The following is a 13870-nucleotide window of genomic DNA, read 5'->3' on the forward strand; positions in this document are numbered from 1 at the left end:
CTCATTTCTTCTCCTCTCCCCCGCGCAGGCCCGCGAACAAGTCGGCCTCGACCGCGCCGGTGGCGGATCCGCCCACGAAGCTCCGGGCCAGGTGGTAGTCCTCCGTGGGCCAGACCTCGCGCTCGATGTCCCGGGGGTGGGCCATGAACGCGACGCCCGGTTCGACCTGGGTGGCGTGCGCCAGCATCGCCGCGTCCCGTATGGCGAAGTACTCGGAGCAGGTGATTCGGGTGGTGGTCGCGAGGGCGGGCGGGGTGTCGGGCCAGTCGGCGAGCAGTTCACCCATGGGTGAGGGGACTCCGCGCTTCCCCATGGCGTCGTGCAAGATCTGGAACCAGGCCCGCGAGAGCGCCAGGTGGTAGTAGAGCTTGGCCGCCTGCCAGGGCTCGCCCGCCTCCGGGTAACGGTCGGGGTCGGCGGCTGCCTCGAAGGCCGCCACGGTGACCTGGTGGGTCATCACGTGGTCCGGGTGCGGATACCCGCCGGTCTCGTCGTAGGTGATCACCACATGCGGCCGGAACTCCCGGATCAGGGCGACCAACGGGGCCGCAGCGACCTCCACCGGCTGGGCGGCGAAGCAGCCGTCCGGCAGCGGTTCGCCAGGGCCCGGCATCCCCGAGTCGATGAAGCCGAGGAACTGCTGCCGCACGCCGAGGATTTCACGGGCGGCCGCCATCTCGGCACGCCGGATCCGGGCGAGATCGTCCCGGATCTCGGCCCGGTCCATCGCCGGGTTGAGCACCGAACCACGCTCGCCGCCGGTGCAGGTGGCGACCAGGACGTCCACGCCCTCGGCCGCGTAACGAGCGAGAGTGGCCGCGCCCTTGCTCGACTCGTCGTCGGGGTGAGCGTGCACGGTGAGCAGGCGCAGGCCGCCCGGGTGCTTGGTGAACATGAGTACCTCCGTGGTGAGCGGGAGTCGATGAGACTCGACGAGAATCAATGAGAGGCGGTGGCACCGCCGGGAACCGGTGACGATCGATGGGAACCGGCGAGAGTCGATCGGCAAATGATCGGTGAGCACTTGACCGGTGGGCGGTCAACCTGCCTGACGGGCGGCGCCCGGGTAGAGCATGGCCGGTGCGACGGCGAGCGCTGACAGCGCCAGCACCCACCAGAAGGTCACCCCGAAGGCCGTGCCCGGGTGGCCGGGGTGCCCGGACTGCGCCCGCTGGAGGGCCAGCGTCAGCACCGCCGTACCGAGCGCCCCGCCGAGCCGGTTGAGCACGTTGACCGCACCCGCGGCCGCCGGCACCTGGGACTTCTCGACGCTCCCGTACACCGCCGCCATACCGGGGATCATCACGATCCCCATGCCCGCCCCGCGCAGTGCCAGTGAGGCGACGAGCAGCCCCTCTGCCGGGCCGGATCCCGCTCCCAGCCGGGTGAAGGCGAGCGTGCCGAGCAGCGAACAACCGATGCCCAGCAGGATCAGCGGGCGCGGAGCGAAGCGGTCGGCTATTCGGCCGGCCAGGAGCGAGGTGACCGCCGTCCCAAGCGCCTGCGGCGCGAGCAGCAAGCCGGCCTCCAACGCCCCGGCGTGCTCGACCTGCTGGTAGTAGAGCGGTATCAGGAACATGGAGCTGTACAGCACGGCGCCCTGGAGAAAGCTGTTCGCCGTCGCGACCGCGAAGCCGCGTCGGCCGAACATCCGCAGGTCGATCAGCGGCGCCCGAGCCGCATCCCGCCGTACCCGCAGCGCGTGCCGACCGTAGGCCGGGAGCAGCACCGCCCCTGCTGCGATCGCCACCGGCCCGGCCAGACCACCCTCGCCGATCGTGGACAGCCCGTAGACCAGCGCCGTCAGCGCCGGCGACAGCAGCACCAGTCCCGTCAGGTCCAGAAGGGGCTTCGGAAGTTGGCAGCGCTCCTCGGCCGGGAGCCACCGGAGCGCCAGCAGCAGAGTGAGCAGCCCCGCCGGGACGTTCAGCAGGAACATCCAGCGCCACCCCAGATGCTCCAGCACCAGCCCGCCGAAGACCGGCCCGAGGACCGGGGCCAGGCTGATCGGAAGCAGCATGATGCCCATGACCCGGGCGATCCGGGAGCGCCCGGCCGCTTGCACCATGATCGTCTGCCCCAGCGGCTGGATCATCGCGCCTCCGACCCCCTGCAGCACCCGGAAGGCGACCAGGCTGCCCGTGGACCAGGCCAGGCCACACAGCGCGGAACCCAGGACGAAGAGGACGATCGATCCGAGCCAGGCGCGCCGCGCACCGAACCGGCCGGCGGCCCAGCCGGAGAGCGGCATGGTCAGTGCGATCGCCAGCAGGTACCCGGTGGCTACCCACTGCACCGCCGCCATCGAGCTGTGCAGGTCTCGGGCGACGGAGTCGATGCCGACATTGACGATCGTGGTGTCCAGCAGGGCCAGGATCGGGCCCAAGGCGAGCACCGCGCCCGTCTTCCACAGACCGGGCGGCAGGGGCTTCGGGCGCTTCACCCCGGCCGCCCGGCGCTCCCGCCTCACCGCGCCCTCCTCCTCGCCCTTCTTCTCGCTCTTCTCCATGGCGTTCGCCGTGGTCTGCGTGCCGATCGATGCGGCCATGGCCCTCCCCGGGTCGTCCCTTCGCCGACCGCTCCGGCCGACATGAAGAACTTAGGACGGACCCACTTATTAGGTCAAGCCTAATTACTGTGCTCGACCCAGCGAACTGGGCTAAGCTCGCCACCATGACCGACACCGGGACCACGCCGAACCTGCGCGAACTCAACAAGCGCCGCACCCGCGAGGCGATCTCGCATGCCGCGACCAGGCTCTTCATCGAGCAGGGCTTCGACCGGACGACGATCGCCGAGGTCGCGGCCGCCGCGGGCGTCGCCAAGATGACCGTCACCAACCACTTCCCGCGCAAGGAGGACCTCTTCTTCGACATCCACGAGGAGCTCGTCGGCCGGCTGGCCCGCACCGTCGCCGAGCGCGCGCCCGGCGAGTCCGCACTCGCCGCGCTGCGCCGCGACTGCCTGACCGCGCTCGACCGGCACGACCCCCGGCTCGGCTTCTCCGGCGAGGACTTCGCCCGCACGATCGCCGCCAGCCCGGCCCTGAGCGCCCGGCTGCGCGAGTTGAACGAGCAGGCCGAGACCGCCCTCGCCGAGGCACTGGCCGAGGCCGTGCACGCGATACCCGTGGACTTCGAGAGCCGGGTCGCCGCCGCCCTGCTCGCCGCCGTCGACCGGGCGGTGTTCACCGAGGTGTTCCGCCGCACGCTGGCCGGTGAGGAACACGCCGCGATCGCCGCCGCGGTACGCCCCTGGGCCGCCCGGGCCTTCGACCGACTGGAGGGCGCCCTCGGCAGCTACGGCGTCCGTGAGGAGTAGACCCCCCGTCGCAGATTCCGTCGCGCCCAGCTCACACCGGACCCGGCCAAGACCCCGCAAGGAGCCGACCTCAGGGATCGCACTGCAGCCGCCGAGTCACCGGTGGCACCCGAGCCGCGAGGGCCACCCGAGCCGCCGAGCGCCACCCGTCGGCTCCGGTCAGCCCCGATCACCGGCCCCCGCCCGGGGTCGAGGACCCCGCCGGTCGAGGGTCCAGTCCAGCGCCGCCCTTGACGAAAGGTTGACCCGTTCACGGCAGAAGGTTGACGATCGCGGCCCCTATGGTCGGCCCATGCCCTCACAGCCCATCAGGCCGACCGCCCTACCGGTCCTGCCCTACCGCAAGCCCACCCGCGGCCGGGACTACTGGGTCCTGGACAACGTCCTGCCCGACCCGGACGCCGTCCGCGAGCGCGTCCTGGCCCGCGGCGACTGGACCGAGGGCTACCCGTACCGCCCCGAGACCTGGCCGGGTGTGCGCACCATGCCAGGCCTGGAGCCTGACGAGCTGTCCCGGGTCGAGGCCCTGGTCCGCAAGGCCACCGGTGCATCCCGGCTCTGGGTGCAGAGCACCCCGGGCGGCGGCACGCTCAATCACAACTGCGTCCAGGTGGTCGGTGCCGGGGAGTCGGAGTCCCGCCCGCACACCGACTCCCGTGCGCTCTGCCGCTACGCCGCCGTGCTCTACCTCAGCCCGGGGGCGCCCAAAGACTCCGGCACCAGCTTCTACCGGCAGCAGTTCCCCGGCGGCCGCCTCGGCGGAAACCTGGTCAACGCCCCGCATAACAACCTGGTCGAGGCGCTCGGCACCCGCCATGTGCCCGCCGACCACTTCACCGAGGACGTCCGCGTTCCCAACCGCTACAACCAGTTGCTCCTCTACCACGCCAACCTGATCCACAGCGCCACGAGCTACTACGGCGAAGAGTTGGCGGACCGCCGGATGACGGCCGTCTTCTTCTGGATGGCCTGACGGCCCGGCCACCGACAGCCGAGAAGCGCTTCGAAGCGCCGAACGCCGTCGTCGTCGGCTCCCGCCCTACCAGCCGGCGGCCTGGTTCAGCCCGCCCGCACCTGGGGACGCTCGCCGCATGAACCCCGACGCCGCACCCCCGGCACCGACGACACGCACCACGCCCACGGCTCCCACGACACCCACGACCGAGACGATCCGCCCCGAGTGGGCCGGAATCGACCGACTCCCCACCCTCGACCTGCTCCACCTGATGAACGCCGAGGACCGCACCGTCCCCACCGCCGTCGCCGGCCAACTGACGCGGATCGCCGCCGCGGTCGACGCCGTGGCCGCCCGGATGGCCCGCGGCGGACGGCTGGTCTACGCCGGGGCGGGTACCCCTGGGCGGCTCGGGGTGCTGGACGCCGCCGAGTGCCCACCGACCTTCGGCACCGATCCCGGCCTGGTCGTCGGCCTGATCGCGGGCGGCCGGAGGGCGGTGACAGAAGCCGCCGAGGGAGCCGAGGACCGAACCGACCTCGCCGAGGCCGACGTCGCCGCGCTCGGCCTCGCCCCGTCCGACACCCTGGTCGGAGTCTCCGCCTCCGGCCGTACGCCCTACCCCCTCGCGGCCGTCCGCGCAGCGCGGGCCGCCGGGGCCCTGACGGTCGGACTGGCGTGCAACCGGGGCTCGGCGCTGGCGGCCGCGGCGCAGCTGGGGATCGAGGTGGAGGTCGGCCCCGAGGTGCTGGCCGGGTCCACCCGGCTGAAGGCGGGTACGGCGCAGAAGCTGGTGCTCAACATGATCTCCACCGCAGTCATGGTCCGTCTCGGCCGGACATACGGAAACCTGATGGTCGACCTCCGGGCCACCAACGCCAAGCTCCGCGATCGCGCCCGGCGGATCGTCGCCGAGGCCACCGGTGCCGAGGGTGAGGCGGTCGACCGGGCCCTGGCCTCGACGGACGGCCGGACGAAGGACGCGATCCTGACCCTCCTCGCCGACGTGGACGCGCCCACCGCCGCCCGGCTGCTCACGGCTTCGGCCGGACGGCTGCGCGATGCCCTGGACCTCGCCAGGCGGTAGAAGCTCCGCCGGCGGCCGGCCCACCCGTCGGTCCCCGACCAGTGGAAACGACGAAGCTCCGGCGACAAAGGCCCGCGGAGCACTGGGCCGGTCAGGGCCGCGCGTCTACAGTGGTTTCAACGGATGCGAGCGATCCCACTCTGGAGGGAGATCGCCCATGTCCGTCCACCGAGTCCGACCCGATGTCAGCGTCCTCAGCGACAGCCTCGAGGTACCGGGGATCGGCCACATTCCCGTCAATGCCTTCGTACTCCACGCGCAGCAACCCGTCGTCGTCGACACCGGCCTCGGGCTGCCGGACCGCAACTTCCTGGACACCCTCGCCGGAGTCCTCGACCCGGCAGACGTGCGCTGGATCTGGCTCACCCACCCCGACCGCGACCACACCGGCGGCATCCACGCGCTCCTGGAGGCAGCGCCGAACGCGAAGGTGGTGACCACCTTCATCGCGGTGGGGATCATGTCCTGCGAGCGACCGCTCCCGCTGGACCGGGTCCACCTTCTCAATCCGGGCCAGTCACTCGAAGTCGGCGACCGCACGCTCACCGCGTTCCGACCGCCCTTGTTCGACAATCCCACTACCGTCGGCTTCTTCGACGACCTCACCGGTGTCTGCTTCAGCTCGGACTGCTTCGGCGCCCCGATGCCCAGCGCGGACACGGCGGAGGGAGCGGACGCCGGTGCCGTCCCGGCTGAGGACCTGCGGGCGGCGCAGCTGCTGTGGGCCAGTGTGGACAGCCCTTGGGTCGAGAACGTCGACCCGAAGAGATTCCTGGACACCTTCCGCCTGCTGCGGGACCGCGAGCCCGAGCTCGTCCTGTCGACCCACCTGCCGGCTGCGGCCGGGTTGACCGAGCGGATGATCGACACACTCGGGTCCGCAGCGGGGATCTCCCCCTTCGTGGGCCCCGACCAGGCAGCGCTGGCCCAGATGCTGGCCGGCTTCGAACCGACGACAACCCCTGACCCCGACCTGCCTGTTACGTAGCACCCGCTCACCGAGGTCGTCCAGCCCACGTCAGCCAGCCCCCGATCGACCCGCCACGACCGACCCGCCACGACCGGCTGACCCAGATCATCCGGCCCGGATCATCCAGTCCGGTTCGACCAACCCGGATCGCCGCTAGCCCAGATGCAGATCGCCCGCAGCCACCACCTCGCCCAGGCGTGGGAAGTCGAGCTCCACCGAGGCCCGGTGCTCCGCCTCCGTCAGGGCGCTCATCGCATCCTCGGCGAACACCAGCCGGTATCCGTGGTCACCGGCCGCCCGGGCGCTCGACTCCACGCCCAGATTGGTGGCGATTCCGGCGAACACCAGGGTCTCCACGCCCCGGGCGCGGAGCAGTTCGTGCAGCCCGGTGCCCTGGAAGGCGCCGATGGTGCGCTTCACCACCACCTCGTCGGCCGCCGCCGCGACCTCGGCCAGCAACTCGCTGCCGGGCGGCTGCTCGGCGACACCGGGCCGCTCGACACGCACGGCGACGACGGGGGCGCCGGCCGCGCGGAAGGCCCGGGCGAGCTCCAGCGAAGCCGCCACCACCTCCGAACCGGTGTGCGGCGCGAGCGGATTGGCGACGATCCGGTCCATCAGGTCGATCAGGACCAGGGCCGTGGTGCGGGCATCGAGAGTGGTCATGGGCTCACGCTAGCCCATGCCGGTCACCGGTCACGCCTGCCCCAGGAGCCGCCGCCTCGTCCTCGACCTCGCGCGCGCAGCGCCCATCTGGACCAGTCCGTTCCGGACGAACTCCAGGGCCGCGCAGCCGGTCTGGTGATGCTGCTCGGCTTCACCGGGCCCGCCCTCGGCGACCTGCGGGCGGGCGGAATCGCCGCTCGCCAGGGCGTCCGGGCCGTGCTGTCCGCCGCACCTCCGGCGCGCTCTGGCGCTACGACCGACGCGACCAGCGGCAGCCCGAACGGTGCCGACAGCAGCCGCCCGCCACCGGCCCTTGACGCGAATGCGCCCCTCCCCGCCCACCGCCATTGACCGCCCGCCCCGCCCGACGGTTGGCTCACCCCGAGCCGGCCGCCGGGGCGTTCGACGAACCGGCACTCGACGCCACCGGCGCCACCGGCATCACCGTCGACACCGTCCGGCGGCCGTTCCCAGGGGAGGGACCCGATGACCCGCACACCCACCACCGCCCAGCCGTCCAAACACCCCGAACGCCCCGAACGCCCCGAACGCCCCGGACGGCGCTCCGGAAGCCTCCTGCACGCCGTCACCGCCCTCGGCGCCGCCGCCGCGCTCGCGCTCACCACCACACAGGCGGCCCAGGCCGACCAGCCCGGGAAGCCCGGCACCGAGCGGGTGTCCTCCGGCCTCGGCCAGGCGCAGCCCGACGGCGCCTCGTTCGCCGCCGGTCTGAGCGCCGACGGCCGCTACGCCGTCTTCACCTCCAGTGCCGCCAACCTGGTGTCCGGCGACACCAACGGCAAGTCCGACGTCTTCGTCCGCGATCTGCGGACCGGCCGCACCGAGCGGGTCGACACCGGACCGGACGGTGTCCAGGCCGACGGGGACTCCCTCGAGGCCGCGATCAGCGGCAACGGCCGCTACGTCGCCTTCAGCTCCGGCGCCACCAACCTGACGCCCGGTGCCGACCTGGGCTTCGAGGACGTCTACGTCCACGACCGCTGGACCGGCAGGACCACGCTGGTCTCCGTCGGCCGGCAGCCGGGCGGGCCGCACGGTGAGGCCCCGGGCACGCCGCAGTCCGACCGGCTCTCCGGCCGTCCCTCGCTCAGCTGGGACGGCCGCTACATCGCCTTCCAGTCCAACCGCACCGACCTGGCCCCCGGTACGGTCACCTGGCAGGGCGGCAACATCTACGTCCATGACCTCTGGACCGGCGAGAACCGTCTGGTGAGCATCGGCGCGGACGGCAAGGAGGCGGACGGGTCGTCCGCCTCCCCCGTGATCAGCGCCGACGGCGGTTCCGTCGCCTTCGTCTCCAAGGCGACCAACATCACCGGCCCGGGCAGGCCGGGGGCGCTGTCCCCGGACGCCGTCGCCGAGCTCGCGGCCGAGGCCGGCCAGGAGTCGGACGAGCTGTTCGTCCGGGACTCCTTCCGCACCGATGCCCGGCCCCGGACGCCCCGGATCCTCAAACCGCGTCTCTACCCGCTCTACGTCCGGGACCTGCGGGCCGAGGAGACCATGGTGGCCAGCACCGACGACAAGGGCGGCGCGCGGGGGGCGGACTACCCGTCGCTCAGTCCGGACGGCCGGTACGCCGTCTACTCCGCCTGGGTCCAGCACGGCGACAGCGGGTGGGACCGGCACTTCGAGGTGTACGTCCGCGATCTGGAGGAGGGCACCGAGACCCTGGTGAGCGTCGGCCTGCCCGGGACGAAGACCACCGGCGACTCCTACAACGGCCGGCTGACGGCGGACGGCCGCTGGGTGTACTTCGACTCCACGGCCGAGAACCTGGTGCCCGGCGACACCAACGGCGTCTCCGACGTGTTCCGGCGCGACCTGTGGACCGGCCGCACCGAGCGGGTCAGCCTCTCGGACGAGGGCTCGCAGAGCACCGGCGCCTCATTCGGTCCGTACGTCGACGCACGCGGCACGACGGCGGTGTTCAGCTCGGAGGACGGCACGCTCTCCCCCGGGGACACCAACAAGGTCACGGACGTCTTCCTCCGCCGCCTCGCGCGCCACTGACGGCGGGCGCCGGCGCCGACTGTGCGCACGGTGCGGGGCGCGCGCAGCCGCCGCTCGGTGTCACGTCAAGCGAACACTTGTCCCGCGCCACGGACTGACGCTTCGTCGGCTGTTCACCGAAGCCCGTCTACCCGCATAGATCCGCCGGTGATGGCATGGACACACCGCCCGGCGCGCCCGCGCCGGGCCCGTGTGAGGGAGCTCCCCATGCTTCGCGCCCATCGCATCGCCCCCGCCGTCGCGACCGTCGTCCTCGCCGCAGCCGCGCTCACCACCGCCGGCACCGCACACGCCGTCGGCACCGCACCCGCCACCGGCACCACGCACGCCACGGCCACCACCACGGCCACGCACGCCACCGCTACCGCCCCGCACACCCGCGCCGTCCTCGGCGCGACCTGCTCGCAGTCCTACCTTCCGCTGCCCGACCCGGTCTGCACCCCCGGCGCCACCAACCCGGACGTCACCCAGGACACCATCGACGACACCATCTGCGTCGGCGGGTACAGCACCTCGATCCGCCCGTCCACCACGTACACCAACCGCCTGAAGGTCCAGCAGATCGCCCAGTACGGCTACGCCGACACCGACACGGCGGACTACGAGGAGGACCACTTCATCCCGCTGTCGCTCGGCGGCCACCCCACCGACCCCCGCAACCTCTGGCCGGAGCCCCGCTACGCCGTCGGCTCGAACAGCCAGGCCTCCACCGACAAGGACACCGTGGAGTACAAGCTCTACCGCGCCGTCTGCAACCACCGGGTGGATCTGGTGCCCGCCCAGCAGGCCATCGCCACCGACTGGACCACCGCGCTCTCCGTCCTCGGCCTCAGCTGAGAGGGTGCCGTCCGGCACGGGCGCCCACGCCCTTACAGCATGAGCGCCCACGGCCTCACACGGTGAGCGCCGACGCCCTCACAGCGTGAGCGCCCGCGCCGAGGCACTGACCGGCGACGGGAGTTCGGTGCTCCCCCGCAGATAGCGGTCCACCGCCGCAGCCGCCGAGCGGCTCTCCGCGACCGCCCAGACGATCAGCGACTCGCCGCGCCCGGCGTCCCCGGCGACGAACACGCCCGGTGTCGCGGCGCCGTACCCGTCGTCCCGCTCCAGCGAGCCGTCCGAGCCGACGGCGAGCCCGAGTTGGGCGAACAGCGGCTGGTCCGGTTCCGGCCCGGTGAAGCCCAGGGCGAGCAGCGCGAGCTGCGCCGGTACGGTCCGCTCTTGTGCCCGGCCGGGCGCTGCGGTCGCCCGGCTCGGCCTCGGCGAAGCGCACGCCCGCCAACCGCCCTCCCGGGCCCGGTTCGAAGCCGACGGTGGTCGCCGCGAACACCCGGCAGTCCGGCCCCGACTCCTCGTGCGAGGTGGTCTCCCGGTACACCTTGGGGTCCACCGGCCAGGGCTGGCCGGGCGCACGGCGCGCCGGTGGGCGACGGTTGATGTCCAGTTGGGTGACGGAGGCCGCGTGCTGGCGCAGCGCCGTCCCCAGGCAGTCGGCCGCGGTGTCCCCGCCGCCGACGATCACCACCGCGCGCCCCTCGGCAGTCAGCGGCGGGTCCGCGCAGTCGCCCTCGTCCACCCGGTTCGCCCAGGTCAGGTACTCCATCGCGGGGTGCACGCCGGGCAGCCGGGCGCCGGGCACCGCCAGCTCCCGGCCCGCCGTCGCTCCCACCGCGACGACCACCGCGTCGTACCGGGCCCGCAGTTCCTCTCCGGTGACGTCCGGGCCCACCCGGACCCCGGTGCGGAAGTCCGTTCCCTCGGCCCGCAGTTGGTCGAGCCGCCGCTCCAGCCGGTGCTTCTCCAGCCGGAACGGCGGGATCCCGTAGCGCAGCAGCCCGCCCGGGCGGTCGGCCCGCTCGTAGACCGTGGTGGTGTACCCGGCCCGGGTCAGCTGCTGGGCGGCGGCCAGCCCGGCGGGGCCGGAGCCGACCACGGCGACCCGCAGCTCCCGGCCGCGCCGTTCTGGCGGGTGCGGGCGGTCCCAGCCCTCCTCCCAGGCCCGGTCGGCGATCGCCAGCTCGATGTTCTCGATCGTCACCGCGGCCCCGTCGATCGCGAGCACGCAGGCGCTCTCGCACGGCGCCGGGCAGAGCCGCCCCGTGAACTCGGGGAAGTTGTTGGTCGCCAGCAGCCGCGTGGCCGCCGCGCGCCACTCCCCCGCCGCCACCAGCTGGTTCCAGTCCGGCACCAGGTTCCCGAGCGGGCTGGCGGCGTGGCAGAACGGCAGCCCGCAGTCCATGCACCGCCCGGCTAGTCCGCCCACGACCGCAGCAGCGCCACCGGCCGGTACACCTCCCGCCGGTCTGCGAGCCGCTCCCGCGCGTCGCGCCGCGCCCGCTCCACGCGCGAAGTGGTGAGGAAAGCCATCCGGTCTGCCATCGCGGCCTCCGGCGGGGCGTGCCGACACGGGATCCGGCGAACCACCCGGCGGCGCGCCACCGTGTGGCCACCGTACGCCCACGAAGCAGCACGCGTAACCCGCCCGGCCGGGAAATCCCGCGCCCCGCCCTCCACTGCCGTGAGCACGCCAGGCAGAATCCCCGCATGACTCACACCGTGCTGATCGCCGAGGACGACCGTGCCATCCGCGACTCGCTCTCCCGCGCCCTGACGCTGGAGGGCTACCGGGTGCGGATCGCGGCGGACGGCACCCAGACCCTCGCGGTGCTCGCGGAGCAGCGCCCGGACGTCCTGGTGCTCGACGTGATGATGCCCGAGCCCGACGGCCTGGAGGTCTGCCGCCGGCTGCGCGCGACCGGCGACCGCACCCCGGTGCTGATGCTCACCGCCAGGGTCGAGGTGCCGGACCGGATCGCCGGACTGGACGCCGGGGCCGACGACTACCTGGTCAAACCCTTCGACGTGGACGAGCTGTTCGCCCGCCTGCGCGCCCTGTTGCGCCGCCGCCCGCCCGGGCCGGTCGAGGACGTGCTGACGGTCGCCGACCTGCGGGTCGAGCCCGCCGCCCGGCGGGCCTGGCGCGCCGGGGAGGAACTGGAGCTGTCGCGCACCGAGTTCGACCTGCTGGAGCTGCTGACCCGGCATGCCGGCGCCGTGCTCGACCAGACCACCCTGTACGAGCGGATCTGGGGCTACGACTTCGGCCCCGGCTCGAAGAACCTCGCGGTGTTCATCGGTTACCTGCGCCGCAAGCTCGACCGCCCGGGCCTGGTCCCGCTGATCCACACCGTCCGCGGCGTCGGCTACACGCTGCGCGAGCCGTGACCGGCCCCGCGCGCCCCGGCGCCCGCCCGCGTGCCCGGCTGCCGCGCGCGGGCCTGCGCACCACCCTCTCGCTCGCCTTCGCCGCGATGGCCGCCCTGGTCGCGGTGCTGATCGGCACGCTCGGCTACCACGCCGCCGCCCGCCTGATCCTCGACGACGAGGCGGACGACTTCGGCTCGGCCGTACGGGCGGTGAGCGGCCAGGTCCAGCGCGAGACCCTGTTCCCGGGGGACTTCACCGGTCCCAGCGGGATGAGCGAGCAGCTGCTGCACCCGATCCGGGTCACCGCTCAGGCCCTGGACCCCGACGGGCTGCCCCTCCCGGGCACCGCCCGCCTCGACCTCCCGACCACGGCGGAGGACCGCGAACTCGCCCGCGCCGACGCCCCCGCCCGGACGGTGACCGAGGAGCGGCGCCTGGGCGGCGAGACCTGTCGGGTGGGCGTGGTCTCGCTCGGCGGCGGCCGGGGCGCCGTCCAGATCGTGCAGCGACTCGGCGACATCGAGCAGCTGTTGGCCAAGCTGCGGCAGCAGATGGTGTCGGTGGTGCTGGCCGTCGTGCTGATCGCGGGGGCGGTCGGCTGGCTGCTCGCCCGGCGGATCACCGGTCGGCTGGTGCGGCTCACCGAGGCGGCCGAACGGGTCGCCGTGAGCGGCCGGTTGGACGTCCCGGTGCCCGCCGCCGGGACGGACGAGGTGGGCCGGCTCGGCCGCGCCTTCGACCGGATGCTGGTCCGGCTCGCCACCGCCAAGGAGAACCAGCGCCGTCTGGTCCAGGACGCCGGGCACGAACTGCGCACCCCGCTGACCAGCCTGCGCACCAACCTCTCGGTGCTGCCCAGTCTGGACCGGCTGCCGCCCGCGGAACGCGCCGCGCTGATGGCCGATCTGGCCGAGGAGGCGAGGGAGTTGACCCTGCTGGTGGACGAGCTGGTGGCGCTCGCGGCGGACCGCAAGGCGGACGAGCAGCCTGTCGAGGTGGTGTTGGCGGAGCTGGTCCAGGAGGCCGCCGCCCAGGCCCGGCGGCGCAGCGACCGGCAGGTCACCGTGGACGCGGACGACACGGTGGTGACCGCCCGCCCGGACGCGCTGGCCCGCGCGGTGGGCAATCTGCTGGACAACGCCGCCAAGTTCGACCCGGCCGGGACCTCCCCGATCGAGCTGGTGGTGCGCGGCCCGCGGGTCGAGGTGCGTGACCGGGGCCCGGGCATCGACACGGCCGACCTCGACCGGGTCTTCGACCGCTTCTACCGGGCCACCGCCGCGCGCAGCCTGCCCGGTTCGGGCCTCGGTCTGGCCATCGTGGCCGAGGTGGCGCGCTCGCACGGCGGCGCCGCCTTCGCCGCCAATCGCGAGGGCGGCGGCGCGGTGATCGGCTTCACCCTGGGCTCCTGACCACGACTGACCACGGCTGACCACGGCTGACCAAAGCTGGACCAGAGCAGGCCAGGACTGAACGCGACCGACCGCGATCGAATCCGACGACGGGCCCGGAGAACCCGACGGCGGGGGGGGGGGGGGGGGGGGGGGGGGGGGTGGGGCGGGGGGGGGGGGGGGGGCGCGGCGGAGTAGCCCGGCCCGATGCACCTCAGCATCCCTAGTCTGTGCGCCTT

The 13870-nt window shown here is 73.3% G+C and carries 11 protein-coding genes and 1 pseudogene; 8 read left to right on the top strand and 4 right to left on the bottom strand.

From position 1 onward, the window contains the following. Position 1 precedes the first annotated feature (1 nt). Both mca and ACZ4WV_RS14700 read right to left on the bottom strand, forming a co-directional pair. Positions 2-895 carry a mycothiol conjugate amidase Mca gene (mca, locus tag ACZ4WV_RS14695; protein ID WP_465746451.1) on the bottom strand — a complete coding sequence of 298 codons (894 nt, stop codon included), beginning with the start codon at positions 893-895 and terminating at the stop codon, positions 2-4. 144 nt (positions 896-1039) lie between these two features. Continuing rightward, on the bottom strand, positions 1040-2548 hold the full coding sequence (locus ACZ4WV_RS14700; RefSeq protein WP_465746453.1) for an MDR family MFS transporter: 1509 nt from the start codon (positions 2546-2548) through the stop codon (positions 1040-1042). Between the two features lie 125 nt (positions 2549-2673). On the opposite strand from ACZ4WV_RS14700, the gene ACZ4WV_RS14705 reads away from it, so the two are divergent. From ACZ4WV_RS14705 to ACZ4WV_RS14720, 4 genes are all read left to right on the top strand, one after another. Continuing rightward, a complete protein-coding gene (locus ACZ4WV_RS14705) occupies positions 2674-3321 on the top strand; it encodes a TetR/AcrR family transcriptional regulator (RefSeq protein WP_465746455.1) in 648 nt (215 codons plus the stop codon). A gap of 292 nt (positions 3322-3613) precedes the next feature. Continuing rightward, on the top strand, positions 3614-4294 hold the full coding sequence (locus ACZ4WV_RS14710) for a DUF6445 family protein (RefSeq protein WP_465746457.1): 681 nt from the start codon (positions 3614-3616) through the stop codon (positions 4292-4294). A 118-nt stretch (positions 4295-4412) separates the two neighbouring features. After that, the gene (gene murQ, locus ACZ4WV_RS14715; protein ID WP_465746459.1) at positions 4413-5363 is read left to right on the top strand and encodes an N-acetylmuramic acid 6-phosphate etherase; all 951 of its coding nucleotides are present in this window, start codon (positions 4413-4415) and stop codon (positions 5361-5363) included. A gap of 157 nt (positions 5364-5520) precedes the next feature. Continuing rightward, on the top strand, positions 5521-6351 hold the full coding sequence (locus tag ACZ4WV_RS14720) for an MBL fold metallo-hydrolase (protein WP_465746461.1): 831 nt from the start codon (positions 5521-5523) through the stop codon (positions 6349-6351). Positions 6352-6486: 135 nt separating this feature from the next. Here the strand turns inward: ACZ4WV_RS14720 and ACZ4WV_RS14725 are convergent, their stop codons facing one another. Then, a complete protein-coding gene (locus ACZ4WV_RS14725; protein WP_465746463.1) occupies positions 6487-6999 on the bottom strand; it encodes an isochorismatase family protein in 513 nt (170 codons plus the stop codon). Positions 7000-7485: 486 nt separating this feature from the next. Here ACZ4WV_RS14725 and ACZ4WV_RS14730 point away from each other — a divergent pair, with 486 nt between their 5' ends. Together ACZ4WV_RS14730 and ACZ4WV_RS14735 are read left to right on the top strand one after the other, a co-directional pair. Then, positions 7486-9033, top strand: coding sequence for a TolB family protein (locus ACZ4WV_RS14730; protein WP_465746465.1), 1548 nt, complete (start codon positions 7486-7488; stop codon positions 9031-9033). A 207-nt stretch (positions 9034-9240) separates the two neighbouring features. After that, positions 9241-9870, top strand: a complete 630-nt coding sequence (locus ACZ4WV_RS14735) for a hypothetical protein (protein WP_465746467.1) — start codon at positions 9241-9243, stop codon at positions 9868-9870. Positions 9871-9948: 78 nt separating this feature from the next. On the opposite strand, the pseudogene ACZ4WV_RS14740 reads toward ACZ4WV_RS14735, so the two are convergent. After that, positions 9949-11412 (bottom strand): annotated as a pseudogene (locus ACZ4WV_RS14740) (glutamate synthase subunit beta). A 165-nt stretch (positions 11413-11577) separates the two neighbouring features. On the opposite strand from ACZ4WV_RS14740, the gene ACZ4WV_RS14745 reads away from it, so the two are divergent. After that, positions 11578-12258 (top strand): response regulator transcription factor, encoded by a 681-nt coding sequence (locus tag ACZ4WV_RS14745; RefSeq protein WP_465746468.1) that lies wholly within the window; start codon positions 11578-11580, stop codon positions 12256-12258. After that, on the top strand, positions 12255-13652 hold the full coding sequence (locus tag ACZ4WV_RS14750; protein ID WP_465746470.1) for a sensor histidine kinase: 1398 nt from the start codon (positions 12255-12257) through the stop codon (positions 13650-13652). Before ACZ4WV_RS14745 ends, ACZ4WV_RS14750 begins: the two co-directional genes overlap by 4 nt. The last annotated feature ends 218 nt before the right edge of the window (positions 13653-13870 follow it).

Source organism: Kitasatospora sp. NPDC029312 (assembly GCF_055569215.1).

Coding starts and splice junctions, on each gene's coding strand:
- ACZ4WV_RS14705 (WP_465746455.1), top strand. CDS start 2,674: ATGACCGACACCGGGACCACGCCGAACCTGCGCGAACTCAACAAGCGC.
- ACZ4WV_RS14710 (WP_465746457.1), top strand. CDS start 3,614: ATGCCCTCACAGCCCATCAGGCCGACCGCCCTACCGGTCCTGCCCTAC.
- ACZ4WV_RS14745 (WP_465746468.1), top strand. CDS start 11,578: ATGACTCACACCGTGCTGATCGCCGAGGACGACCGTGCCATCCGCGAC.
- ACZ4WV_RS14700 (WP_465746453.1), bottom strand. CDS start 2,548: ATGGCCGCATCGATCGGCACGCAGACCACGGCGAACGCCATGGAGAAG.
- murQ (WP_465746459.1), top strand. CDS start 4,413: ATGAACCCCGACGCCGCACCCCCGGCACCGACGACACGCACCACGCCC.
- mca (WP_465746451.1), bottom strand. CDS start 895: ATGTTCACCAAGCACCCGGGCGGCCTGCGCCTGCTCACCGTGCACGCT.
- ACZ4WV_RS14730 (WP_465746465.1), top strand. CDS start 7,486: ATGACCCGCACACCCACCACCGCCCAGCCGTCCAAACACCCCGAACGC.
- ACZ4WV_RS14720 (WP_465746461.1), top strand. CDS start 5,521: ATGTCCGTCCACCGAGTCCGACCCGATGTCAGCGTCCTCAGCGACAGC.
- ACZ4WV_RS14725 (WP_465746463.1), bottom strand. CDS start 6,999: ATGACCACTCTCGATGCCCGCACCACGGCCCTGGTCCTGATCGACCTG.
- ACZ4WV_RS14735 (WP_465746467.1), top strand. CDS start 9,241: ATGCTTCGCGCCCATCGCATCGCCCCCGCCGTCGCGACCGTCGTCCTC.